This is a genomic window from Mesorhizobium delmotii (assembly GCF_900149755.1).
Lineage (GTDB): Bacteria > Pseudomonadota > Alphaproteobacteria > Rhizobiales > Rhizobiaceae > Mesorhizobium > Mesorhizobium delmotii.
In genome coordinates, this window is record NZ_FUIG01000067.1 from 228 (window position 1) to 24,583 (window position 24,356).

General features: G+C 62.2%; 23 protein-coding genes and 5 pseudogenes. 17 read left to right on the forward strand and 11 right to left on the reverse strand.

Annotation, left to right across the window (positions count from 1 at the left end; all coding sequences use genetic code 11):
* Positions 1-92 precede the first annotated feature (92 nt).
* The gene (locus tag BQ8482_RS32490; RefSeq protein WP_123151278.1) at positions 93-1,280 is read left to right on the forward strand and encodes a porin; all 1,188 of its coding nucleotides are present in this window, start codon (positions 93-95) and stop codon (positions 1,278-1,280) included.
* Between the two features lie 143 nt (positions 1,281-1,423).
* Positions 1,424-2,407, forward strand: a pseudogene (locus tag BQ8482_RS32495) (bifunctional aspartate transaminase/aspartate 4-decarboxylase); the annotation flags it as partial.
* Positions 2,408-2,745: 338 nt separating this feature from the next.
* On the opposite strand, the pseudogene BQ8482_RS40835 reads toward BQ8482_RS32495, so the two are convergent.
* Positions 2,746-2,925 (reverse strand): annotated as a pseudogene (locus tag BQ8482_RS40835) (hypothetical protein); the annotation flags it as partial.
* Positions 2,926-3,121: 196 nt separating this feature from the next.
* Between BQ8482_RS40835 and BQ8482_RS32500 the strand changes: the two are divergent.
* Positions 3,122-3,502, forward strand: a complete 381-nt coding sequence (locus tag BQ8482_RS32500) for a hypothetical protein (RefSeq protein WP_123151279.1) — start codon at positions 3,122-3,124, stop codon at positions 3,500-3,502.
* Positions 3,503-3,964: 462 nt separating this feature from the next.
* Here BQ8482_RS32500 and BQ8482_RS40205 read toward each other — a convergent pair whose 3' ends face one another.
* Both BQ8482_RS40205 and BQ8482_RS40210 read right to left on the reverse strand, forming a co-directional pair.
* Positions 3,965-4,147: an aspartate-alanine antiporter-like transporter gene (locus BQ8482_RS40205; protein WP_280178889.1), complete on the reverse strand. Its 183-nt coding sequence runs from the start codon at positions 4,145-4,147 to the stop codon at positions 3,965-3,967.
* A complete protein-coding gene (locus tag BQ8482_RS40210; RefSeq protein ID WP_280178890.1) occupies positions 4,144-4,557 on the reverse strand; it encodes an aspartate-alanine antiporter-like transporter in 414 nt (137 codons plus the stop codon). Before BQ8482_RS40210 ends, BQ8482_RS40205 begins: the two co-directional genes overlap by 4 nt.
* A 330-nt stretch (positions 4,558-4,887) precedes the next feature.
* Here BQ8482_RS40210 and BQ8482_RS39825 point away from each other — a divergent pair.
* Together BQ8482_RS39825 and BQ8482_RS32520 are read left to right on the forward strand one after the other, a co-directional pair.
* Positions 4,888-5,031 (forward strand): annotated as a pseudogene (locus BQ8482_RS39825) (IS5/IS1182 family transposase); the annotation flags it as partial.
* 704 nt (positions 5,032-5,735) lie between these two features.
* Positions 5,736-6,561, forward strand: a pseudogene (locus BQ8482_RS32520) (alpha/beta hydrolase family protein); the annotation flags it as partial.
* 79 nt (positions 6,562-6,640) lie between these two features.
* Here BQ8482_RS32520 and BQ8482_RS32525 read toward each other — a convergent pair.
* A complete protein-coding gene (locus BQ8482_RS32525; RefSeq protein WP_123151282.1) occupies positions 6,641-7,345 on the reverse strand; it encodes a glutathione S-transferase family protein in 705 nt (234 codons plus the stop codon).
* 162 nt (positions 7,346-7,507) lie between these two features.
* Between BQ8482_RS32525 and BQ8482_RS32530 the strand changes: the two genes are divergently transcribed.
* Positions 7,508-8,020, forward strand: coding sequence for a DinB family protein (locus BQ8482_RS32530; RefSeq protein ID WP_123151283.1), 513 nt, complete (start codon positions 7,508-7,510; stop codon positions 8,018-8,020).
* Between the two features lie 91 nt (positions 8,021-8,111).
* Here the strand turns inward: BQ8482_RS32530 and BQ8482_RS32535 are convergent, their stop codons facing one another.
* From BQ8482_RS32535 to BQ8482_RS38510, 3 genes are all read right to left on the reverse strand, one after another.
* Positions 8,112-8,414 (reverse strand): DUF982 domain-containing protein, encoded by a 303-nt coding sequence (locus BQ8482_RS32535; protein WP_123151284.1) that lies wholly within the window; start codon positions 8,412-8,414, stop codon positions 8,112-8,114.
* A gap of 157 nt (positions 8,415-8,571) precedes the next feature.
* Entirely contained in the window at positions 8,572-10,653 is a 2,082-nt protein-coding gene (locus BQ8482_RS32540; protein ID WP_123151285.1) for an ATP-dependent helicase, read from the reverse strand.
* 101 nt (positions 10,654-10,754) lie between these two features.
* A complete protein-coding gene (locus tag BQ8482_RS38510; protein WP_165848807.1) occupies positions 10,755-10,925 on the reverse strand; it encodes a hypothetical protein in 171 nt (56 codons plus the stop codon).
* Between the two features lie 130 nt (positions 10,926-11,055).
* Between BQ8482_RS38510 and BQ8482_RS38515 the strand changes: the two genes are divergently transcribed.
* The 8 genes and pseudogenes from BQ8482_RS38515 (at position 11,056) to BQ8482_RS32580 (ending at position 18,721) form a co-directional block, all read left to right on the forward strand.
* Positions 11,056-11,226, forward strand: a complete 171-nt coding sequence (locus BQ8482_RS38515; protein WP_165848808.1) for a hypothetical protein — start codon at positions 11,056-11,058, stop codon at positions 11,224-11,226.
* A 407-nt stretch (positions 11,227-11,633) separates the two neighbouring features.
* Positions 11,634-13,511 carry an ABC-F family ATP-binding cassette domain-containing protein gene (locus tag BQ8482_RS32550; RefSeq protein ID WP_123151287.1) on the forward strand — a complete coding sequence of 626 codons (1,878 nt, stop codon included), beginning with the start codon at positions 11,634-11,636 and terminating at the stop codon, positions 13,509-13,511.
* Between the two features lie 90 nt (positions 13,512-13,601).
* Positions 13,602-13,819: pseudogene (locus BQ8482_RS32555) on the forward strand (molybdopterin oxidoreductase family protein); the annotation flags it as partial.
* A 183-nt stretch (positions 13,820-14,002) separates the two neighbouring features.
* Complete coding sequence (locus BQ8482_RS32560; RefSeq protein ID WP_123151288.1) at positions 14,003-14,395, forward strand: thioredoxin family protein; 393 nt, start codon at positions 14,003-14,005, stop codon at positions 14,393-14,395.
* 9 nt (positions 14,396-14,404) lie between these two features.
* Positions 14,405-15,124 carry a cytochrome c biogenesis CcdA family protein gene (locus tag BQ8482_RS32565; protein WP_123151289.1) on the forward strand — a complete coding sequence of 240 codons (720 nt, stop codon included), beginning with the start codon at positions 14,405-14,407 and terminating at the stop codon, positions 15,122-15,124.
* Between the two features lie 110 nt (positions 15,125-15,234).
* Complete coding sequence (locus BQ8482_RS32570; protein ID WP_123151290.1) at positions 15,235-17,343, forward strand: molybdopterin-containing oxidoreductase family protein; 2,109 nt, start codon at positions 15,235-15,237, stop codon at positions 17,341-17,343.
* 57 nt (positions 17,344-17,400) lie between these two features.
* Complete coding sequence (locus BQ8482_RS32575) at positions 17,401-18,099, forward strand: DUF2270 domain-containing protein (protein ID WP_123151302.1); 699 nt, start codon at positions 17,401-17,403, stop codon at positions 18,097-18,099.
* Between the two features lie 358 nt (positions 18,100-18,457).
* A complete protein-coding gene (locus BQ8482_RS32580; RefSeq protein ID WP_123151291.1) occupies positions 18,458-18,721 on the forward strand; it encodes a DUF680 domain-containing protein in 264 nt (87 codons plus the stop codon).
* A 79-nt stretch (positions 18,722-18,800) separates the two neighbouring features.
* Here BQ8482_RS32580 and BQ8482_RS32585 read toward each other — a convergent pair whose 3' ends face one another.
* The 3 genes from BQ8482_RS32585 to purM are packed head-to-tail and all read right to left on the reverse strand — an operon-like array spanning position 18,801 to position 21,113.
* Positions 18,801-19,325 (reverse strand): SixA phosphatase family protein, encoded by a 525-nt coding sequence (locus BQ8482_RS32585; protein ID WP_123151292.1) that lies wholly within the window; start codon positions 19,323-19,325, stop codon positions 18,801-18,803.
* A 16-nt stretch (positions 19,326-19,341) separates the two neighbouring features.
* The gene (purN, locus tag BQ8482_RS32590) at positions 19,342-20,052 is read right to left on the reverse strand and encodes a phosphoribosylglycinamide formyltransferase (protein ID WP_123151293.1); all 711 of its coding nucleotides are present in this window, start codon (positions 20,050-20,052) and stop codon (positions 19,342-19,344) included.
* Positions 20,049-21,113, reverse strand: a complete 1,065-nt coding sequence (purM, locus tag BQ8482_RS32595) for a phosphoribosylformylglycinamidine cyclo-ligase (RefSeq protein ID WP_123151294.1) — start codon at positions 21,111-21,113, stop codon at positions 20,049-20,051. The genes purN and purM overlap by 4 nt, the downstream gene beginning before the upstream one ends.
* Before the next feature lie 262 nt (positions 21,114-21,375).
* Between purM and BQ8482_RS32600 the strand changes: the two genes are divergently transcribed.
* Genes BQ8482_RS32600 through hdaA form a run of 3 tightly spaced genes read left to right on the forward strand, consistent with a single transcriptional unit; the run spans position 21,376 to position 23,817 of the window.
* Positions 21,376-21,933 (forward strand): CDP-alcohol phosphatidyltransferase family protein, encoded by a 558-nt coding sequence (locus tag BQ8482_RS32600; RefSeq protein WP_123151303.1) that lies wholly within the window; start codon positions 21,376-21,378, stop codon positions 21,931-21,933.
* Complete coding sequence (locus BQ8482_RS32605) at positions 21,905-23,104, forward strand: AI-2E family transporter (RefSeq protein WP_123151295.1); 1,200 nt, start codon at positions 21,905-21,907, stop codon at positions 23,102-23,104. Before BQ8482_RS32600 ends, BQ8482_RS32605 begins: the two co-directional genes overlap by 29 nt.
* Before the next feature lie 5 nt (positions 23,105-23,109).
* A complete protein-coding gene (gene hdaA, locus BQ8482_RS32610; RefSeq protein WP_123151296.1) occupies positions 23,110-23,817 on the forward strand; it encodes a DnaA regulatory inactivator HdaA in 708 nt (235 codons plus the stop codon).
* Here hdaA and BQ8482_RS32615 read toward each other — a convergent pair.
* Complete coding sequence (locus tag BQ8482_RS32615) at positions 23,814-24,278, reverse strand: hypothetical protein (RefSeq protein WP_095483248.1); 465 nt, start codon at positions 24,276-24,278, stop codon at positions 23,814-23,816. The genes hdaA and BQ8482_RS32615 overlap by 4 nt on opposite strands.
* Between the last annotated feature and the right edge of the window lie 78 nt (positions 24,279-24,356).

Here is a 24,356-nt window from a genome sequence, read left to right on the forward strand (position 1 = left end):
CAGCAGGCTGGTTTGCAGCCTGGCGCTGACCCTGTTGTACTCCTGCACATGATACTTGATACCGATGCGGGAATAAGCCAGGAGGGGACGTCATGGCGTCAAATCTTCATCTTGCGACCGCGGCATTGATCGTTCCACTTGTTTCCATGGTGGTTTCGGGACCGGCCGCCGCCGCGGACACAGCGCCGCCGGTGGAGGCAGCCGTCCCAGCTACGGAAACCCGGGAGACGCTGATTCCGAAGCTGCGCCTTGGCGACGACGACGGCTATCTCGAATTTTACGGACAGATCAACAAGGGCGTGGTGGTCTTCGACGATGGCGGCTCGACGCTGGGGTATATCCCGGTCGACAATGGCAATTCGTCGTCCCGCGTCGGTCTGAGACTGTATACCGTGCTATACGAGGGATGGTCGTTCGGCGGCAATCTCGAATGGGAGTGGAACCCCTATTCGACCACCAACGTAAATCAGCTCAACCGCGACGATTTCGATTGGGAGACGGATTTGCTCCGCAAGGCGGAAGTCTATCTGGAATCCGAAACTTTCGGCAAGTTGTGGGTCGGTCAGGGCAGCATGGCTTCCGATGCAACGGCGGAGGTCGACCTCTCCGGGACGTCGGTGGTTGGCTATTCGCTTGTCTCCGATATGGCCGGCGGACCGTTCTTCCGGTTGAATGACGGCGACCTCTCCTCAGTGCATGTCAAGGATGCGTTCACGAATTTCGACGGCCTCGGCCGTAAATTGCGTGTGCGATATGATACTCCGAAATTCGCCGGCTTCAGCCTCGCGGCGTCGGTTGGCGAGCAGTTCGTTCCGGTCGAAACAGACATCACCGTCTGGGACATTGCCGCGCGATACGACAACACGTTCGGGGACTTCAAGGTTGCCGCCGCGGTTGCCTATTCAGAGCCAACCGAGGACGACTCGCTATACGATGGATCCGTTTCATTTCTGCATGAACCGACGGGTCTGAGCCTCACGCTTGCTGCGGCATATTCCGATGAGCTGGTGACCGATGGGCGCTATGGCTACGCCAAGCTCGGTTATCAGACCGATATCTTTGAAGTCGGCAAAACAGCTTTTTCCGTCGACGCCTATTTTGGCGAGGAGATCGCGGCTCTGGAAAGCGACAGCACGTCCTTCGGAGCTCAGTTGGTCCAGAATCTGGATTATCTGCAGACCGAACTTTATCTCGGCGCCCGCTCGTATGAATACGATGAGGAGGAAGAGGAATTCGACGACAGCTTCGCAGTGCTCGCAGGAGCACGGATAAAATTCTGAAGCCGGCCGCGCGGTATCGCGTTCAGCAGCCGGACACTTCCGTCTGCACGAACGAATTGTATCGCTGATCGTCCACCGCGTGGTCATCAGGAAATGGGTCGGAGCAGGCGATGGTCGCTGCTCGCCATTTCGGGAGGAGTGTCATGGCCACGATCGACTACCGCGAATACGAGAAGATGAGCCCGTTCGAGATCAAGGACGGGTTGCTGAAGCTTGCCAAGCAAAGCGCGCAAAAATCCGCGTATGCGCTGCTCAACGCCGGTCGCGGCAATCCCAACTGGATCGCGACCGCCCCGCGGGAAGCCTTCTTCCTGTTCGGCCAATTTGCGCTGACGGAAAGCCGGCGCACCATGGACGATCCGAAGGTAGGCCTTGCCGGGATGCTGCAGATGAACGGCATAGCCGCTCGCCTGGAAAACTGGCTTGAGAAGCATTCCGACATGCCAGGCGCCGCTTTCATCTCGAGCATGGTGGAGCATGGCGTGAAGATGTTCGGCTTTAATGCCGACGCCTTAGTGCACGAACTCGCCGACTCGATCATCGGCGACAATTACCCGGTTCCCGACCGTATGCTCGTCCACGCCGAGCAGGTGGCCCACCGCTACCTGATGTGGGCCATGGGCGGCGACGGCCAGCAATCCGGGAAGTTCGACCTCTATGCCGTCGAAGGCGGCACGGTCGCCATGTGCTACATCTTCAAGTCGCTGATCGCAAACCGCATCCTCAAGAAGGGCGACACGATCGCTATAGGGACGCCGATCTTCACCCCGTATATCGAGATCGCCGAACTCGAAGACTACGCCTTCAAGGCCGTCCACATCAGAGCGCCGCAGGAGAATCGTTTCCAGTACACCGACGAAGAGCTGAAGAAGCTCGAGGATCCCAGGGTCAAGGCATTCTTTGTCGTGAACCCTGGCAACCCAACGTCGATGGGTATCGACACCGCGACGATGAAGAAGCTCGTCGACCTGGTAAAGACGAAGCGCCCGGACCTCATCCTCCTGACCGACGATGTCTACGGCACGTTCGTTCCGAACTTCCGTTCGCTGCTGACCGAACTGCCCTACAACACGATCGGTGTCTATTCCTATTCGAAATATTTCGGCTGCACCGGGTGGCGCTTGGGACCGACCCAGTGAATAACATATCGGTCTCGCCAGGGGCCGTTATAAAAGGCGGTAGATGATGCGGGGCCGCAGTATGCATTGCCTCGGACATGCTTCCATACCCCACGTTCACTCGCACGAGCTCGTCCGAGCAACAGTCAGCCGCGGCAAGGGATTGCGGTCAATTGGTAGGATACTCCGACTGAGTCGGGATGCAACTGGATAACGCTCGCGTCTCGCGGAGCCGTAAACAGCGGAGGCGGCGACGTCGTCCAGACTCGACGGTCACCCGCAGAGCCGCATCGAAGACCTCATGCCCTGAAGCTTCCCGAAGGCGTCAAGACCCCAAGCTATGAAGCCGTGCTCATGCTGACCCATTTGGTGCGCAGGTGCCCGGTCAGATAACCGCCAAGGCCCGACGACAGCCATTACACAATGACCAGCCAGATCGTCGTGGACACGGCGAAGGTCGTGACGCTCGCGCTTTCGTCGGATCTGGGGGAAACCATGGCCAAGCCAAGGCCGGAGCCCAGAACCATCAGGATGAAGATGGGTGTGGAAGCTGCGAAGGTGCCGGCAATGATCGGTCCCAGAGGACAAACTCGCCGCAACTCTATCGCCCGCACGGCTCGCCCTGGCCGGGCTATTTTGGTTCACAGTCGGATCAGACGCGCCCGCGTTCATCGGCGGTTCAGGTTCCATGGTGTAACATTGGCCCAGCGAAGGAGGAGGGCCATGAAAAAGCTCTTGTCTGTCCTTGTGGCCGCAGTTTTCGGTACGGCTTTTGCCTTGCCTTTGAATGCCGCGCCTCTCTCTATTCCGAAATCTGAGCAGGTGCAGAACAGCGCCGTCGAACAGGTTAGGCACCGTAGACACTGGCGACACAACTATGGTCACTGGCGGGGTGGTCGTCACTGGAACCGACGATACGCATTGCGGGGGTGTGGCTACTATGGGTGTTACCCGCGCCGCTATTATAGGCCCTACTACAGACCCTTTTATCGCCCCTACTACGGCTTTAGCCCCTACTACGGCTTTAGCCCCTATTACGGCCACCGTGGTTACTACCCGCACTACTACAATGGCTCAGGAGTGAGCATCTATCTGCATTTCTAGCTACGAAATCGTGGAAAGCGTCCCATACCCCCAAGCGCGGTTTCAGGGAAGGCGGAAAGCTGGCGGACCAGAGTGTTGGACGCCCGACGCGAATCGAATGGCCTTGGCCATTCCGATTTCAAGTTTGCAATCCGTCAGAGGATTTTGACTTCCGCAGCCGCACTCCGGACCCTCCGCCATTTTTCGGGAATGAATTCGACGCCGGCCTTTGTATGCTGCGACATGTTGGGAAGCGAGCGTTACTGAAATTCGACCGTAGCGCCAGCGTAAGCGAGCCCGGCATCCTATGCTTGCCGCAATCCATAGGAGGTTTCATCCCGTCCGAACCTAAAGGACATCAGCGCCCCGCCGAGGTGATTACGTTAGGGTTGATCTCGAACACCATCTCGCTGGGCTTCACTTGGATAGACTTTGATGGGATTGGCGACGTCGTTCTCGCCTAGCAACCTTTTCATGCTATTTTCAGCTAGCAATTACCGCGACCACGATCGTTCCCCAAGTTGTCAGCAGGATGTTTGCGATTGGATATGCTGGCGTGTAGCCAAGCACCGCTACGGGACTTCCTGATCGCTCCTGGATGGCGGCCATTGCTGCGGTCACCGTCTGCGCCCCCGTCAACGCTCCAAGCAGGAGAATCGGATTCATGCGCAAGGCGAAATGGCCGAACGCCAGTCCCACGATCTGTGGCGCCAAGTCACCACCATGCCTCCGAGCAGCAACCCGAGGCCCGCCTCCTTAAGAGCCGACAGAAAGATTGGCCCGGCGTGGATTCCGGTCAGCCCGACGAAAGCTGCAAGTCCAAGAGATGTCATGAACGCTATGGCGCCATCAGGAATGCGCCCGAACAGCGGGTAACGAGTCCGCAAATGGCCGACCAGAAGCCCGGCGAGCAAAGTGCCCACGCTGGTACTTAGCGAGATTTTGATGCCGCCGACCGAAAAAGTCAGCAGGACACCGACGACACCGCCGAAAAAGATCGCCAGGCCCAGCACGATGAAATCGGTAGCGTGGTGCGGAGCGACGATGGTGCCGATTGTGGCAGCAGCTTTCTGCACCACTGGCTCCGGGCCTACCAAATGTAGCACGTCGCCTCGCTGCAGGGCTAAATTGCCCGCGATCGGGAGTTCCTGACCGCCGCGACTGACAGATCGCAAGTACAACCCACGCGTCCATTCTTCCGCCGATAAGTCGGCAAGAGTCCTGTCCGGCTATCGCGGCACCATAGGTCATCGGCCGCTGTGCAGACGCCGCAATCTGCGGGTGGCGAGAGGAAGATGGCCTGACAGTCGAAGGGCAGCCTGGAAACCTGAAGCCTTAAACGGTCGATCGAGACGGCTGTGATTATAAGCAGCAGGCTGCGCGGATCTCTGAGGGGGAGACCAATTATCAATCGCGAACATTTCTGGCTCAGCGAGGAGCAGTTTGGGCTGCTTGAACCACATCTGCGGACTGACTCCCGAGGCAGGCCGCGCATCGATGTTCGTCGCGCAATCAGCGGCATTATCCATGTCGTGAAGAGCGGCGGACGCTAGGTTGATGCTCGTCATGATCGCGCAAGCGCCGCCATCGTCGGCATGCTCAGAAAGCCAAGATGCACGGCATGGCACAGGCCGTCGCAGGACTCAAAGGGCTCCCGCCATCCCGAAGCTGTCGCAACTGCTCAAGGCCGAGATGGCCGAGCAGGATGTCAGGGTCCGTAGTCTATCAGCTCAAGGTGACACGGTTGTGCGACTGGAGTTAATAAGCGGCCGCCGAAAGCTGAAAGCAGACTTGACGCAAGGCGATCGCGAAGAGGCGCGGCTTGCATTCGAGGTCACTGCCCGAAAGGCCCAAGCGGATCCACCGCCATCACTTAGAACCATAACGACAGGACATACAACGCTGCCACGAGGATTAGCAGCGGCGCGATGATGGCGATGAACGTCTGGAGAGTGTTCATTATCGCGAATTAGGGTTTCGCCTACCGCTATCCAGCTTATTGATGTCTGCCCGCCGGGGCAGACATTTTTTTGCCGATGGCGCGCAGGACATTCGTTCTCAACACTTCGCAAGGGAATTTGAGACAAGCGGCGCTCTGATTTAGCGGAGGCTCTGGCGCATCTCGGTTGTCATTTTAAGCGGCCGATTGGAGAAAGCGGCTACACGACGACCCCGATAAAGTCGTATTATCAGCGGGACGTATCGGCGCGCTGACAATCGAAGTGACGCGCCACCTGTTGATGGGACACGACAAATGACGAGTCTTGTTCGGACGTTCGCATTCGTTGCGCTTCTCCTAGCCAATAATGCCTTGGCTTGCTTGCCCTGCGCAGCACAGGAGAGCGACCCGGTCAGAGGGTCACCTCCGATGTGCAATACGAATATCTCGATCGCTGGGATGTCGATCGGCTGAACAAATACTCCAAACCGATACGCATCGGTTCGCCGGGTTGTCCGAGACCTACAGTCCGGCCCGCAACGCTGTCCGGCTGTACCGCGTCACCTATTCGTCCATTGTTCCAGAGCGCGGCAACAAGCCGACCACCGCAACCGGGCTCATTGCCGTTCCTGACAGGGACGGGACGTCCTTCCCGATGATTTCATACCAGCACGGAACCGCGTATGGAAAACAGGAAGTGCCCTCATTTCCGGACCAGTCCCCGGAAACCCAGCTAATGATCGCTCAGTTCGCCGGCCAAGGATACGTCCTTGTCGGCGCGGACTATTTTGGTTTGGGGGACTCCGACGAGCCCGAGGGTTATCTGGTGAAGGGCAGCCATCAGCAGGCCAGGCCACTTTCGACATGCTGGCAGCAAGCCGGGCCGTGCTTGATCATCTGAAGATCGGGAGCGCCGGACTTTTCCTAGCCGGGTGGTCGCAGGGCGGCTTCGTGACGATGGCTTTCCTGGAAAAACTCGAGAGAGCGGGCATTTCAGTGAAGGCAGCTGCCACGGCAAGTGCGCCGATCGATATCTTTGTGGCATTGAACGGCGCCCTGAACTTTCCCCGAAAGAATGATGCACCCGTGGATGACGACGATCGTCATCCTGACGGCCTTCTCCTTTGAGAACTACTACGGCACTTCCTTACTCCCTACTCCCTACTCCCTACTCCCTACTCCCTACTCCCTACTCCCTACTCCCTTACTGCCTTACTCCCCTATGCGGCGGCGGCGGCGGCCGCCGCCACCTTGCGGCCGAGGCCATCATGCAAGTCGAGGCAGCGCTCGAACCACTGCGCCACCACATCGCTGTCGTCGAGCAACCGGAAGGGCGAGGCGATGCGCGCCCATTGCAAGGCGCCGAAGACGATGTAGTCGGCAAACAGCGGTGATTGGCCGCCGATGAACGGCTGATAGGCGAGCGTCGAGCGCAACGGTTCCAGCGAGGCGCGGAAGGCGCCAAGGCCGGCGTCGCGCGCCGCCATGACCTCTTCCAGTCTCTTGCCGAAGCGCTGCTCGCGGTTTTGGCGGAAATAGGCGGCGTTCGCCTCGTCCTGCATGGCGTGGAGGTCCATGATCGCCGCAGTGGTGACATAGGGATGGATGGTCAGTTGCGACCAGCGTTCGATGAAGCGCGCCATCGCCTTGCCGCCGTCGCCGGAAAACAATGTCGGCCGCTCGGGATAGGCCTCGTCGAGATAGAGCGCGATGGCGAAGGAATCGGCGACCACCTTCTCGCCGTCGCGGATCACCGGAACGAGTTTCGAAACGCCGCCTTCAACTGTCGGCACTTCGAGAAAACGTGTCGGCACGGTGGAGATGTCGAGCCCCTTGTGGGCGAGCGCCATCGCCGCCTTCCAGCAATGCGGGCTGAACGGACGGGCGGTATCGCGTCCGACGAGGTCATAGAGCAGAATGGTCATTGGCGGCAGCTTCCTTGCGGTCTACTAGAGCGATGTGCGTCCACGTGGAAAGTACGCTCTAGCACTTTTGAAACTACGCATCGTGGTTTCCGAAAACGGTACCGATTTTCGGGCCGATGCGGTAGGCACCCGAAACGGAGTCTCGCGGGTCGGGAGAAAAAGATGAAACAGCACTTCATGATGTTTGCGGCCTACAATCAATGGGCCAATAGCCGCATCTACGATGCCGCCGCCGATCTCGATGAGGAGGAATTCCACCGCAATGTCGGGGTTTTCTTCGGCTCGATGATGGGCACGCTCAACCACCTTCTGACCGCCGACCGCATCTGGATGAGGCGCTTTACCGGCGAGGGCGACGCGCCGGCCAGGCTCGACACGATCCTGCACCGTGCCTTGCCGGGTCTGCGGCTGGCGCGCGAGGCGGAAGACAAAAGGATCATCGACTGGGTCAGGGCGTTAAGCGACAAGGCTTTGTCCGGCCGCTTCTCCTACATGACCGTCTCCGACATGCGCACCGTCTCGCAGCGATTGGCGCCGGCGCTCGATCATTTCTTCAACCACCAGACCCATCACCGCGGCCAGGCGCACGCGATCCTGACCGTTCTTGGCCGGCCTTCGGTGCCACTCGACCTGACGCTGTTCCAGCGGAGCGAAGAGGGGCGCGCCTACGCCTGATTTCGGATTATCCGGATCGAATTGACAGGAAAACCCGTCGAAGACGAACAGCATCTTCGATGGGCCATAGTCGCAAAAGAGGCCTAGCCAGTCAGGCGGCGTATCCGCCCTGGCCCCGGGCGACCGGCTTGACCGAGACGGCCGGCTGGGCGGAAGGCCAGAGAATGCCTGCCGTCACCGCGAAGGTGACCAAGGCATCGCGCGCCGCTTCGGGCGAGATCTCGCCGGCGCGTGCCGCCTCGCAGGCTTTCACGGCCGCGCCATAGCTCAGGCGTCGTCGCGATGGCGGAAACTCGGTCAGGAACTCATGCATGTCGAAGAGCGAAGCGAGCATGCGCTTATGGCCGGCGCCGACGGTAACGGCGACCGGGGTGAAAAATGTCGTGTCGTGCATTCTGGGCCTCTTGAATTGGGCGGAGGTGACGGCGGACGCCGCTCTCCGATCTGAATCGGACGCCCAGAAACGCGGATTGCGGCATCAGGTTCCATGTTGCCGAAATCGATTTTCGCCACCAAGCTCCGTGGCATGAATGCCGTGCCGAGGCGGCTGCCTATTTCCACATGTCACGCATGCGGGCGCCAAGGTCGACGCGCACTTGCGGCTGGCGGCGCGGATCATCCTTGGCCTGAACGCTCGCCCATGATGTCTGTTCGAAGGCGCCGAGGATCGAGGCCGGGATGAAGCGGGTGCGCGAGGCGTAAACGTGGCGATCGCCACGCGCCGCCTGGCCGTGGACGAAAAAGCGCTGCGGCATGACCAGGTGCAGGCCGTCCTTGGCCCGCGTCATCGCCACGTAGAGCAGGCGGCGCTCCTCGTCGATGTCCGCCTTGCTGCCAACGGCGAGGTCGATAGGGATGCAGCCGTCGACGGTGTTGAGCACGAAGACGTTCTTCCATTCCTGGCCCTTGGCAGAATGGATGGTCGACAGGATCAGATAGTCCTCGTCGCGATGCGGCGGCCCGGCCTCGTCGCTGGTCGCATCCGGCGGATCGAGCGTCAGCTCGGTGAGGAAACGCTCGCGCGAGGCGTAGCCCGAGGCGATCTGTTCGAGCTGCAGAATATCGGCCCGGCGCGTCGTTGCGTCCTCGTGGATGCGGTCAAGATGCGGCTCATACCAGAGCCTGACCTGTTCGAGATCAACAGGCCATTTTCCCGACCCGGTGCGAAGCTGCGAGAACAGCGCGACGAAACCCGGCCAGTCGTCGGCGGCGCGTTGCGGCGGCCGGTAGCGCGCCAGCCCCATCGCTTCGTCGAGCGACGTCGCCATGGTGTCGACGATCTGCGAAGCCGCCGAAGGGCCGATGCCGGGCAAAAGCTGCAGCACGCGAAAACCGGCGACGCGGTCGCGCGGGTTTTCGGCGAAGCGCAGCACCGCCAGCACGTCCTTGACATGGGCGGCGTCGAGGAACTTCAGCCCGCCGAACTTGACGAACGGGATGTTGCGGCGCGTCAGCTCGATCTCCAGCGGCCCGCTGTGGTGCGAGGCGCGAAACAGCACGGCCTGCGCCTTCAGCGCCGTGCCGGCCTCACGCTCGGTCAGGATCGCCTGGCAGACGTAACTCGCCTGCTCGGCCTCGTCGCGAATGCTGACCAGCTTCGGCTTTTCGGTCGATCTGCGCTCCGACCAGAGGTTCTTGGTAAAGCGCTCCGAGGCCTCGCCGATCACCGCATTGGCGGCGGCCAGGATGGTCTCGGTCGAGCGGTAGTTGCGCTCCAGCATGACGATCTCGGCCGGCTGCGCGAATTGTTTGGGGAAGTCGAGGATGTTGCGCACTTCCGCCGCGCGAAACGAATAGATCGACTGCGCGTCGTCGCCGACCACCGTCAGCCCGGATCCGTCCGGCTTGAGCGCCGTGAGGATCGCGGCCTGCAGCCGGTTGGTGTCCTGGTACTCGTCGACCAGCACATGGTCGAAACGCCCACCCAGATGCGCTGATATCTCCGGCTCGCCGGCCATCTGCGCCCAGTAGAGCAGCAGGTCGTCGTAATCGAGCACGTTCTGCGCCTGCTTGGCCTCGACATATCGGGCAAACAGCGCCTTAAGCTGTTCTGCCCAACCCGCGCACCAGGGAAACACCGAACCGAGAATCTCGCCAAGCGGCGCCTGCGCGTTGACGGCACGCGAATAGATCGCCAGGCAGGTGCCCTTGGTCGGAAAACGGCCTTCGGTCTTCGAGAAGCCGAGTTCGTGCCGGGCGAGGTTCATCAGGTCGGCCGAATCCTCGCGGTCGTGGATGGTGAAGGCCGGATCGAGGCCGATCTCCAACGCGTAGTCGCGCAGCAGCCTGGCGCCGATGCCGTGAAATGTGCCGGCCCAGCTCAGCGCATCGGTGATAATGGAAGCGTCCCGGCCGAGCACCTCGCCGGCGATGCGCTCGACCCGCTTGGCCATTTCCGATGCGGCGCGACGTGAAAACGTCATCAAAAGGATGCGCCTGGGGTCAGCGCCCCTGACGATCAGATGCGCGACGCGATGCGCCAGCGTGCTGGTCTTGCCGGAGCCGGCGCCGGCGATCACCAGCAACGGCCCGGCGACCGCGCCGTCGCCATGCTCGACGGCAAGGCACTGCTCGGCATTCAGCTTTGCGAGATAGGCAGGCCGGAAGGTCGAATCACGTGCAGCGAGGTTCATTGCCCATCAAGCATCGTTTCTGCTTTGTTCGCAACGCTCTCGACGTGAAAGTTGCGACCGATGCGTCCGATTCTACTGGCGCACCAGCCGATGAACTGGGCCTAGCGCTGGGCCTCTACGCCCATCGCCGCCGACTGCCGCGGCAACGACTTGTCGTCATCGGGAGGCGGCAGCAACAGCGGATCGAAGTCGTCGGGCACTTCGTCAATGATTTCCCTGACTATGCGGTAGGCCACGTAGATGGCGGCCCCGGCTATGAGCAGACGGATCATGATTTTCTCCACTGGTATAAACCAACCGAAGAGGCCGCGTTTTGTTCCCCGCTTTCCAAAGGCCCCGAGCTCTGCCTGAGGGTGCAACCAAATCGGCACCGTCTCGTTTGCCCGGTGACAGGAGGTTGCGATGAACAAGCTATCAATCTCGCTGGCTTTGGCGGCGGCGCTGGCTGTCGCGGCTTGCGATAACAACATCCCACCGACAAAGGCCCCCGGCGCCGATCAAAACCCGCAGGTCGACCCTGCACCCAACTCGACGTCAGGCGATGATCAACCCGGCGCGCCGTCGGCGCAGTGATGGAACGCAGTAGGAAAGGTGGCCGGCGCCGCTTGGGAGGGGAGCGATGACGCCGGCCAGGCGGGTATCAGGTCCGCCGCATACCTAGAGATAGCTGAGTCTTGCCGTTGCGTCATGGGGTGATCGCGGAAGACCACCGCCTTGAACAGGCAATCAACTGACAAATGTGACAAAACTGCAATTTTCAGATGCGAGAAGTCGATGCTCGCCAGGCGCCGCGCCGTCGCAGCAGGGTCCCGGCCCAATTCAAAGCTGGCCCTCTGATCCGGCGAGGCCGGCAATCGGATCAATCGTCTTCCCCACCGCGGCATAAAGCAACCGGCCGCGCCGGGCATTTTCATACCTTATCCGGCCAAGCGGCGCTCAAGGTCTTGCGAAGCGCTGACGTCCCGTGCAAAAGCGCGGCCATGCTGATCATTAACGACCTTTCGCTCCGCATGGCCGGACGCCTGCTTCTTGACCATGCCTCGCTGACCTTGCCGGCCGGCAGCAAGGCAGGGCTTGTCGGTCGCAACGGCACCGGCAAAACGACTTTGTTCAAGGCGATCACCGGCGACCTCGCCTCCGAGAGCGGCTCGATCGGCCTGCCGAAGAACACGCGCATCGGCCAGGTGGCGCAGGAAGCGCCCGGCACTGAGGAGCCGCTGATCGAGATCGTGCTCAAGGCCGACCTTGAACGCTCCGCACTGATCGAGGAGGAAAAGACGGCGACCGATCCTCACCGCATCGCCGATATCCACATGCGGCTGGCCGATATCGACGCCCATTCGGCCGAGTCGCGCGCTGCCACCATCCTCGCCGGCCTCGGCTTCGACGACGCCGCCCAGCGGCGGCCGGCCTCGTCCTTCTCCGGCGGCTGGCGCATGCGGGTGGCGCTGGCGGCGGTGCTGTTTGCCGAGCCCGATCTTCTGCTGCTCGACGAGCCGACCAACTATCTCGACCTCGAAGGCACGCTATGGCTGGAAAACTACGTGTCGAAATATCCGCACACGGTGCTGCTGATCTCGCACGACCGCGACCTGCTCAACCGCGCCGTCAACTCGATCGTCCATCTCGACCAGAAGAAACTGACCTTCTGGCGCGGCGGCTACGACCAGTTCGAGCGCCAATACACCGAGCAGCGCGAATTGCAGGAGAAGGGCAGGGTCAAGCAGGAAGCTGCACGCAAGCACATGGAGTCCTTCGTCGAGCGCTTCCGCGCCAAAGCTTCCAAGGCGAGACAGGCCCAGTCGCGCATCAAGGCGCTGGAGAAGATGAAGCCGATCGCCGCAATTGTGAACGACAACGTGCGGCCGTTCTCCTTTCCCGAGCCGGTGAAGACCGTGGCCTCGCCGATCATTGCGCTCAACAACGTCAATGTCGGCTATGTCCAGGGTGAGCCGATCCTGAAGAAGATGACGCTGCGCGTCGATGCCGACGATCGCATCGCGCTGCTTGGTGCCAACGGCAACGGCAAGTCGACCTTCGCCAAATTGCTGTCCGGCCGCCTGAAGCAGGAGACCGGCACCATGACGGTGGCGCCCGGCCTGAAGGTGGCGATCTTTGCCCAGCATCAGCTCGACGATCTCCGACCGAATGAAAACGCCTATGAGCATGTCCGCCGGCTGATGCCGGAAGCGCCGGAATCGAAGGTGCGCGGCCGCGTCGCCCAGTTCGGCCTGACCACCGAGAAGATGAACACCGCCGCCAAGGACCTGTCCGGCGGCGAGAAGGCGCGGCTGCTGATGGGCCTGTCGGCGTTCGAGGGGCCAAACCTGTTCATCCTCGACGAACCGACCAACCATCTCGATATCGACAGCCGTGAATCGCTGATCCATGCGCTGAACGAATTTCCCGGCGCCGTCATCCTGATCTCGCACGACCGCCATCTGCTCGAGGCGACGGCCGACCGGCTGTGGCTGGTCAAGGACGGCACGGTCAACCCCTATGACGGCGACCTTGATGACTACAAGACGCTGGTCACCGGCGTATCAGGCGACCGCCGCGGCAAGCGCGAGGCCGAAAAAGCCTCGAAGGCCGACCGCCGCCGCGATGCGGCCGCACGCCGCGCCACCTTCGAGCCGCTGGCCAAGGAGATCCGCGCCACCGAAGCGCTGATGGACCGCATCCGCAAGCGCATCGACTTGATCGAGGACGAGCTCGCCAATCCGGCGGTCTATGAAAAGGACCCGTCGACGGCGACACGGCTGGCCAAGGAGCGCTCGCAGCTGGCCCAGACGCTCTCCGCCCATGAGGAAAAATGGCTGTCGATGTCGGCGGAATACGAGGAAGGCACGGCGGAGTAGCGCGACGCCCCTCTGCCTTCGCCCACAAGGGGAGAAGGGAAGGCCCATCTGGCCCTACACGCCGCCGCCATAAACGGCTAGTTTGGCCTCATGAATCACCAACCCAACCTCAGAATCGGCCATTCGGCCTGTCCGCATGATTGCCCGTCGACCTGCGCGCTCGAGGTCGAGCTGCTCGACAACAAGCGCATCGGCCCCGTCCACGGCGCCAAGGCCAATACGTATACATCAGGCGTCATCTGCGCCAAGGTCGCCCGTTACGCCGCCGCGTCCATCATCCCGAGCGCTTGCTGAAGCCACTGGTGCGCTTGGCGTGAGCAACCTGATGGCTGCTGACGGCGTCGAATGCACGTGGACACAAGCGAAGGGCGGCCTCGGTAACATTACCGCGAGCCTGTAACGTTCGCCGTCGCTGGCGCGAACAACGGACCGTATCCTCATGTCCGCCATGGCGGGATTACTTGCCCGCCGACACCTTCAGGAGTCAAGAAATGCTAGACCGTCGCACCTTCCTCATCGGCCTGACCGCAATATCGGGCCTCGCCTCGGCTCCGGCGCTGGCTGCCAGCCGCATGGCCTACACACGGCAGGCCTTCGAAGAGGCGCAAAAGGCAGGCAAGCCGATCCTGGTCGAGATCACCGCCAGCTGGTGTCCGATCTGCAAGGCGCAGAAGCGGGTGCTCGGCCAGTTGCTGCCTGCGCCCGAGCACGCAAACCTGGCCGTTTTCGAAGTCGATTTCGATTCCCAAAAAGAGGTTGTTCGGGCTCTTGGTGCGCGGATGCAGAGCACGCTGATCACCTTCAAGGGCGCAACGGAAGTCGGTCGGCTTGTTGGCGTGACCAAGGCGGATGCCATCAAGCAATTGCTTGATAAAACGATCTGAGCGGCGGCGATGCTACTCGGCTTCATATTTTCGTTCCTGGCCGGGGTGCTGTCGACGCTGTCGCCATGCGTGCTGCCGCTGATCCCGGTCGTGCTCGGTGCTGCCGTCAGTCAGCATCGCTATGGCCCCATCGCGCTGGCCGCAGGACTTGCCATGTCCTTCACGGCCATAGGGCTTTTCGTCGCCACGATCGGGTTCTCCGTCGGGCTTGACGGCGGTGTCTTTCGCAGCGCCGCCGCAGTTCTGATGCTCGTCCTCGGCACGATATTGATCGTGCCGGCATTCCAGGCGCATATCGCGCTTGCGGCCGGTCCGGCCGGCAACTGGGTCGAGCAGCGGTTTGGCGCCTTTTCCTCCGTTGGCCTTTGGGGGCAGTTCGGCGTCGGTCTGCTGCTCGGCGCGGTGTGGAGCCCTTGCGTTGGCCCGACTCTCGGTGCCGCTTCCGTCCTTGCAGCGCAGGGCCAAGACCTTGGCCAGGTTGGGGTCACCATGGTCCTGTTTGGTCTCGGTGCTGCCGTGCCGTTGCTGATCCTCGGACTAATGTCCCGCGAGACCTTGCTGAGTTGGCGCAGCCACATCGCCGGCGCCGGCAGCGGGCTGAAGGTCGCGTTAGGCGTCTTGCTGGTGATGACCGCCGCCGCGATTCTGTCTGGGTTCGACAAGGCGTTGGAAACCGCACTCGTCAACGCTTCGCCCGAGTGGCTGACGGCGTTGACGCCGCAGTTCTAACGGCTCCGCGCTGGCGGTCGCCAGATTTTCAGCTTGCCTCAGCAAGGAGAAGCAAGTTAGCGCTGCATCTGGCCCTACACGCCGCTTTCGCAACCGACTAGTCTGCTCCCATGAATCAGCACGCCAAGCTCAGGATCGGCCATTCGGCCTGTCCGCATGATTGCCCGTCAACCTGCGCGCTCGAGGTCGAGCTGCTCGACAGCAAGCGCATCGGCCGCGTCCATGGCGCCAGGGCCAACACCTACACATCCGGCGTCATCTGCGCCAAGGTCGCCCGTTACGCCGACCGCGTCCATCATCCCGACCGCTTGCTGAAGCCGCTGATCCGTGCCGGCGCCAAGGGTGAGGGCCTTTGGAAGGAAGCGAGCTGGGAGGCCGCACTCGACCTCGTCGCCGAAAAGTTCATCGCGGCCGAGGCAAAATACGGCTCGGAGACGGTCTGGCCATATTACTATGCCGGCACGATGGGGCTGGTGCAGCGCGACGGCATCGAGCGGCTGCGCCACGCGAAAAAATACTCCGGCTTCTTCGGTTCAATCTGCACCAATCTGGCCTGGACCGGCTGGATGATGGGCGCCGGCGCGCTGCGCGGTCCCGACCCGCGCGAGATGGCCAAGTCCGACTGCGTGGTGATCTGGGGCACCAATGCCGTGGTCACTCAGGTCAACGTAATGACCCACGCGATCAAGGCGCGCAAGGAACGCGGCGCCAAGATCGTCGTCATCGACGTTTATGAAAACGCGACGATGAAGCAGGCCGATCTCGGCCTGATGCTGAAGCCCGGCACCGATGGCGCGCTGGCCTGCGCGGTGATGCATGTGCTGTTCCGTGACGGCATGGCCGACCGCGCCTATTTGGAAAAATACACCGACGACCCGCACGGTCTGGAAGCGCATCTTCAGACGAGGACGCCGCAATGGGCGGCTGATATCACCGGGCTTTCGGTCGACGAGATCGAGACCTTTGCTCGCCTCGTCGGCACGACGAAGAAGACTTATTTCCGCCTCGGCTACGGCTTCTCGCGCCAGCGCAACGGCTCGGTCAACATGCATGCCGCGGCCTCGATCGCCGCGGTCACCGGCTGCTGGCAATATGAGGGCGGCGGCGCCTTCCATTCCAATTCGGGCATCTTCAAGCTGAACCAGGAACTGCTGGAAGGCACGCGGATGCGCGACCCCGCGATCCGCCACCTCGACCATTCGCGCATCGGCCCGGTGCTGACCGGGGCGGCGGACGCGCTCTATGGCGGCCCGCCGGTGACCGCGCTGCTGATCCAGAACACCAATCCGGTCAATGTTGCGCCGGAGCAGCGGCTGGTGAAGCAGGGTTTTCTGCGCGACGACCTGTTTTCCTGCGTGCACGAACAGTTCATGACCGACACCGCAAAACTCGCCGATGTCGTGCTGCCGGCGACGATGTTTTTAGAGCATGACGATGTCTACAAAGGCGGCGGCAACCAGCACATCACGCTCGGTCCGAAGCTGATCGACCCGCCGGAAGGGCCGCGCAGCAACCATTTCGTCATCGAGGAACTCGGTAAAAGGCTCGGTGTTGGCGACAAGCCTGGCTTCGGCATGACCGAGCAGCAGCACATCGACATCATTTTGGGCAAGCGCGGCCTGGGTAGTTTTGCGAGCCTCAGGCGAGAAAAATGGGTCGATTTGCAGCCGGACTTCGAGGCGGCGCATTTTGTCGATGGCTTCGGCCACGCGGACGGAAAATTCCGCTTCCGCGCCGACTGGATCGGGCAGGCGGCGCCCAACCGGCCGCCGAAAAGCATGGGCCTGTTGGGGCCGGTGGCAAGCCTGCCGGAATTCCCCGACCACGTCGACCTGATCGAGGTGGCGGATGCGGCGCATCCGTTCCGGCTGACCACCTCGCCGGCGCGCAATTTCCTCAACTCGACTTTTTCGGAGACGCCGGTGTCGAAGGCCAAGGAGGGCCGGCCGGAACTGCTTTTGCATCCGGACGATGCTGCAGCCTATGGGCTGGACAATGGCGACCGCGTCGAGATCGGCAATGTGCGCGGCGAAGTCGTGCTGCATGCAAGATTGTTCGACGGCATCAAGCGCGGCGTCGTGGTCGCCGAAGGCATCTGGCCCAACAGCGCCCACGAGCGCGGCGAGGGCATCAACGTCCTGACCGGTGCCGACGCGCCGGCGCCCTATGGCGGTGCTGCGTTCCACGACAACAAGGTCTGGCTGCGCCCGGCCAATTGACGCTTCGGAACGATATATCCATCCAGCCGTTTTTGCGTGGCGGGTGGAGACATGGTGATGGCAGAAGCGTTGGCAGCGCCGGACCCCATTGGAAGAACGCTTTCGCCCGGCGAACTCGTGACCACGATGTCGCACTTTCATCGCGCCGAGATTCTGCGCATGACGGGGTGGCGCGACCGCCTGGACCGGACGAGCAATTGGGCGATAACGGTCGTTGCGGCGATGTTGTCCATCTCGCTTTCGACAGCCAGCGCGCATCACGGCGTGCTGCTTTTTGCTATGCTGCTTGTCCTGTTGCTGCTGTGGATAGAAGCGCGGCGATATCGCTTCTTCGACGTTTACCGGGCCCGTGTGCGCCAGTTCGAACGGCACTATTTCGCGCAGATATTCTCGCCACAGCCGGACTTCGCGTCCGATTGGCTGTTGGTCGTCGGCGAAAGCCTGCGCGCTCCAAAATTCCTCATTTCGCAACGAGCGGCGTTGGCGCGCCGTCTGCGTCGAAACTACATCCACATGCTGCTGATCTTGCTGCTGGCCTGGATCCTCAAACTGTCGACCCCCAGTCTTTTAACCGAAGGTGTCCGCATCGACTTCGTCAGTTCGGTGCGCGAGGCCGTTGCCGGCGCGGCCCTGGGGCCCATTCCCGGCGTGGTCATCGTCGTGCTGGTCGCCGCCTTCTATGCCGGCCTGCTGGTCACGGCGTTCCTGACCGCCGGCGACGAGGGCGAACTCTCCTTTGGTGACGTGCACGTCTAGAGCGGCAGCGCAAAACCGGCGGATCTGCGATTTCATTTGTGCAGGAAATCGAACCGATCGGTTCGTTTTTGTTGACGCATTGTGCAAGACAGAGTGAACGTCGGCTCAGCAAATGGCCAGGCCGCGCGGCAGACGTATTCGCCTAAAGCATTGAGAAGAAGTTCAAAGATTGTGGCGAAGGAAGCCTTTTAGCGGATTTCAAGCACCCGGTTCAGGGCGTGGCCGGAACATCTTTGTGATTGGAAACTGCTGCATGGCCAACCCACCTCGGGGTGGTCCGAGCGACGCGAAATCCTCCCAAGGCACGCCACGAGACGGACAACAATACTGAAAGTATGAAAGTACTGGAGTACCTGAAATGACCAAGATTGCTCTCACCGCTGCCGCCATCCTCATTGCCACGGGCAGCGCCTTTGCCGGCAGCGACCATTATGGTTCGGACGGCGTCAACCAGCCGGCCGCGCCTGTTGGCAATGCGCCTGTTGTCGACAATATGTTCACGGGTTCGATCCGCAAGCCGTTTACAGCCGAGCACAATACCGTCAATACCAACGCGACGATCCAGCCCGGCACGACTGAACCGGTCGTGCCTCAGTCCGGCCGGGGCAACTGGGGCCGCTAAATCCTCAAGCTTCGGAACTCAAAGAGCGGCGGGCTTGGCCCGCCGTTCTTGCTTTTGTATATCAAGTCACAGCCCTCGTTTAGCGCAGGTCCTTCGGCCAAACGCAGTGTGTCAGCCGCGCATCGCCGAGGGCCAGCCGTGCCCAGTCACCGTCGAAAACGAAGCGGGCCAGGGCTGCCGTCGGGAATTTCTCTTCAAGCTTTTTGAGTGCCGCGGCATCCGATCCGGCGCCCGCAAGCCGGCGCGCGAATTCCTCCAGGCCGGGATTATGGCCAATCACCAAAAGGCTGCTTGTTGCCGCTTTTGCCTGCCGTACCTTGGCGAGAATGTCTGCCGCACCGGCCTCGTAGAGCGCCTGGACAAATTTGGCCGGCGTTTTCGCCGGCAATTCCGCCGAGACCAGCCGCCATGTGTCGCGGGTGCGCAACGCGGGCGACACCAGCGCCAGGTCCGGCAGCCAGCCCTGCCTGGCCAGTTCGCGCCCGACCAGCGGCGCGGCCTTCAGCCCGCGCCCGGAAAGCGGCCGGTCGAAGTCGATAAGGTCAGGATCGTCCCAGCTCGACTTGGCATGACGCAGAAGAAGGAGTTGCTTCGTTGTCGTCATGCCAGCCTTGTCCTGCTCATGGCGTGATGCGCGCCAGATGCTCGAGGTCGGTCTCCTCGCGCAGCGGATCGGGCGCCATCACCACGGAGGTGCTGTTGTCGGCATCGTCGGCGAAGTGGGCCAGCACGGTGCGGCCGCCTTCCATCCGTGCCTTGCCTTCGGCGACCAGCCCGAGCGCCAGCGGATAAAGCCGGTGCTCGGCCTTCAGCACGCGCGCGGCGAGCGTATCCTCATTGTCGCCGACCATCACCGGCACGGCGGCCTGGGCGATGATCGGGCCGTCATCCATGTCCAGCGTGACGAAATGCACCGTGCAGCCATGGATGCGGATGCCCGCGCGGATAGCTCGCGCATGCGTATCCAGCCCCTTGAAGGCCGGCAACAGGGCAGGGTGGATATTGATCATCCGTCCCAGCCATTTCTCGACGAAGCGCGCGCCGAGGATGCGCATGAAACCGGCCAGCGCCACGATCTCGGCGCCGAACGAGACAAGTGCGGCGTCGATCGCCCCGTCATGCGCTTCCTTGCTGCTATAGTCCGCTCGCGAAATCACCTTGGTGGCGATGCCGCGCGCCGCCGCGATACCGAGACCGGCGGCATTGGCCCGGTCGGAAATGACGCCGACGATCTCGGCCGGATAGTCCGAGTTGCTGGCCGCGGCAATCAGCGCCGTCATGTTGGAGCCGCGTCCCGAAATCAGCACCACGGTGCGTTTGCGCGCGCTCATAGGCCGATCGAGCCCCGATAGATCACGCCGGCGTTGCGGCGCGGCACGATGCGGCCGATCGGCGTCACGCTCTCACCGGCCTCCTGCAGCACGGCCGCGACCTGTGCCGCCTGGCCGGAGGCGACGGCGAGGATCATGCCGACGCCGCAGTTGAAGGTGCGCATCATCTCTTCGGGCGCCACGCCGCCGGTCTTGGCCAGCCATGAGAACACCGCCGGCACTTCGATGGCGTCGAGGTCGAGCTCGGCGGAAAAATCCTTCGGCAGGACGCGCGGGATGTTTTCCGGGAAACCGCCGCCGGTGATATGGGCCAGCGCCTTGATGCCATGCGTGTTACGGATCGCCTTGAGGATCGACTTGACGTAGATGCGGGTCGGCTCGAGCAGCGCCTCGGCCAGCGTGGCTTCATCGTTGAAGGGCGCTGGATCGGTCCACGCAAGGCCGCTGGTGGCGACGATGCGGCGGACCAGCGAAAAGCCATTTGAATGCAGCCCCGACGAGGCCAGTCCCAACAGCACGTCGCCCTCGACGATGTCGTCGGTCGGCAGCAGTTGGCCGCGTTCGGCCGCGCCCACGGCAAAGCCGGCAAGGTCGTAGTCGTTGCCGTGATACATGCCGGGCATTTCCGCCGTCTCGCCGCCGATCAGCGCGCATCCGGCCTGCCGGCAGCCCTCGGCGATGCCGCCAACGATCGCCGCACCCTGGTCGGGGTCGAGCTTGCCGGTGGCGAAATAGTCGAGGAAGAACAATGGCTCTGCGCCCTGCACGACGATGTCGTTGACGCACATGGCGACGAGGTCGATGCCGATCGTGTCGTGCTTGCCGGCATCGATGGCGATCTTCAGCTTGGTGCCGACGCCGTCGTTGGCGGCGACCAGCACCGGGTCGATGAAGCCGGCGGCCTTGAGGTCGAACAGGCCGCCAAAGCCGCCGATCTCGCCATCGGCGCCCGGCCGGCGCGTCGCGCGCACCAGCGGCTTGATCTTCTCGACCATGAGATTGCCGGCATCGATGTCGACACCCGCCTCGGCATAGGTGAGCCCGTTCTTGCGCTTGCTCATCACTCTTTCCTGCTTTCCGGGGCTCTTCGCATGAACGGCTGCGCCTCGCAAGGATAACGGCTGGCTCAGGCACTTTCGGCATCACAAAAGAGTGGACAGAGGCTTCAGGCAAATCTCCAACATTGGCGATTGGCGAAAGCCTTGAACACAGCCAATCTCTCCTCCACAAGGGGCGAGATTGGCAGCTTCTGCGTCGCTCTCACTTGCCCTAGCCTCCCATCTCCATCATGTATCATCAAAACAGAAGCGACGGGATATGCGTTTGACCATCCCCAACATGATCACGATCATGCGTTTCGTGCTGGTGCCGGGCGTGGTGCTGGCCATGCTGCAGGCGCGCTGGGACTGGGCTTTTGCCGGCTTCCTGATTGCCGGCATTTCCGACGGCGTCGACGGCTTCATTGCCCGCCATTTCAATCAGTTTTCCCAGCTTGGCGCCTATCTCGATCCGATGGCCGACAAATTGCTGCTGGTCTCGGTGTTCGTGGTGCTGGGCTTCATCGGTGAATTGCCGCTGTGGCTGGTCGTCACCATGGTGTCGCGCGATGCACTGATCGTCTGCGCCGTCGTTCTGTCAACCGTCATGGCCCATCCGGTCGAGATGAAGCCGCTGTTCGTGTCGAAGGCCAACACTGCCATCCAGATCGGGCTGGCGGCGGTGGTGCTGGGCGAACTGGCCCTCGCCCTCGATCTCGATCCGCTCAGGCCGGTGCTCATATTGCTGTCCGGGGTCTTGACCGTGGCTTCGGCCGCGGCCTATCTCGTGGCTTGGCTGAGGCATATGAGCGGCTATGGCGAAGGCTCCACACCGGACACCTGACCAGGACATCGACGCGGCAGCCGAGGCTGCGGCCGCCGATGCTGCCGCGTCCGGCGTGTTTCGCCGCCAGATCCGCTTCTGGCTGATCAGCGCCATCATCCTCGCGATCTTCCTCTATGTCTTCAGCGGCATCCTGCTGCCGTTCGTCGCCGGCATGGTGCTAGCCTACTTCCTCGACCCGGTCGCCGACCGGCTGCAGCGGCTCGGCCTGTCCAGGCTGATGGCGACGATTGTCATCCTGTTTGCCTTCATCGTCGTTCTGGTGCTGGCCTTCGTCATCCTCATTCCGGTGTTGGCTTCGCAGATGGCCGATTTCGCCAGCAAGCTGCCGGAATACCTGACCCGGCTGCAGAGCCTGATCACCAGCTTCGATCCGAGATGGCTGGAAGAGCAATTCGGCGTCGACGCCAATGGCCTGCGCGAAGGGTTGAACTCGCTGCTGACCTCCGGCTTCGGCCTCCTGACCACGGTGTTCACCTCGATCTGGAGCTCCGGCGTGGCGCTGGTGTCGGTGGTCAGCCTGTTCGTCGTCACGCCCGTCGTCGCCTTCTACATGCTGCTCGACTGGGACCGCATGGTGGCGATCGTCGACAGCTGGGTGCCGCGCGACTATGTCCAGACCGTCAGGGCAATCGCCAACGACATCAACACCGCCACCGCCGGCTTTGTGCGCGGCCAGGGCACGCTGTGCCTGGTGTTGGGCGCCATGTACGCCACCGGCCTGACCTTGACCGGCCTGAATTTCGGCATCCTCATCGGCCTGTTCGCCGGGCTGATCTCCTTCATTCCCTATGTCGGCTCGCTGACCGGGCTGGTGCTGGCCGTCGGCGTCGCCTTCGTTCAGTTCTGGCCGGACTGGACCATGGTCGCGGCGGTGGCCGGCGTGTTCTTCGTCGGCCAGTTCATCGAGGGCAACATCCTGCAGCCGAGGCTGGTCGGCAAAAGCGTCGGCCTGCATCCGGTGTGGCTGATGTTTTCGCTGTTTGCCTTCGGCGCGCTGTTCGGCTTCGTCGGCTTGCTGATCGCCGTGCCGGCCTCGGCTGCGGTTGCCGTTCTGGTGCGTTTTGCCATCGCTCGATACCTGGAGTCGCCGCTCTACAAGGGCCACAGTACCGAACCTGTCCCGCCGCTGCCGGCGCGTCGCCGCGGGAGCGGTGGACCGCGCAGTTGAGCCAGATGCCGGACAACAACAAGATCGACCCGCCGCGCCAGTTACCGCTCGATCTCGGCCACGGCACCGGCTATTCGCGCGACGAACTCGTCGTCTCCGGCACCAACAGCCAGGCGGTGGCGCTGGTCGATCGCTGGCCGGACTGGCCGTCGCCGGTGGTTGTGCTCGCCGGTCCGGCGGGCTCTGGAAAAACCCACCTGGCCTCGATCTGGCGCGCCCGCGCCGGCGCAGTGAAAGTCGACGCCGGGCGGATCGGCGACTGCATGGCCAGCCTCGGCGCGCGGCCGGCCCTGATCGACGATGTCGATGCCGGTCCGGTCGATGAAGAGGGGCTGTTCCATCTGATCAACGCGGTGCGCGGGGCCGGCTCGACCTTGCTGCTGACCGCGCGGCGCTTTCCGTCCGCCTGGGGCGTCAGGCTTCCGGACCTCGCTTCGCGGCTGAAGGCGGCGGCGACGGTCGAGATCCACGAGCCCGACGATCACTTGCTGGCCGGCGTCATCACCAAACTGTTCGCCGACCGCCAGGTCGAGGTCGAGCCGCATGTCGTGCAATATTTGGTGCGCCGCATTGAGCGCTCGCTGGCCACCGCGATGCGGGTGGTGGAGCGGCTGGATCGCACCGCGCTCGAGCGCAAGACGCCGATCACGAGGGCGCTCGCCGCCGAAACCGTCAGCGCCATGGATGAGGGGCAGGGCGAGTTCGAGATTTAGACTGTAGTGGGCTTTGGCGTGCTGCCTCGGAGGGCCGCAGGCTCTTCCACTTTCGCCGCAACTTCATTTAAGGTCGCTATCAGCCTGTTGATTTGCGACAGGGCGGTGGTCATCTCTGGACCGTATCGCGTCACTAAATATTCTCGGTTTCCAGTAAGTTGGGACAGATGGTGTGCCGTGCGTTTCCGCAGGACCAGTCCCGAGGCGATCGCCTTTGCGGTACGTGTCGCAAAATCGTGCTGCAGGCCACGCAACGCCTTATGATCAGAACCAGTCAGCAGGAGATGGGCATTGAGGTAGAGTTCGATTGCGTGAAGGGCGGTGAAACGGCAGGGCACCAGGGAAAGCGCGTTACCCTTGCGTCGATGTTCCAGCAGGCGGATCGCTGCATTTCTGAATTCGCTTGCGAGTCCCAATACCTGTTCGGCTGTTGCCTCTTCACCAGGGTAGGAAGCATTCATTCTACTTGCCCCGCCTCACATCGGCGTCCCGCCGTTCCCGCAGGATGACACGACGCCGGACGCTACGTCAAAGTCGAA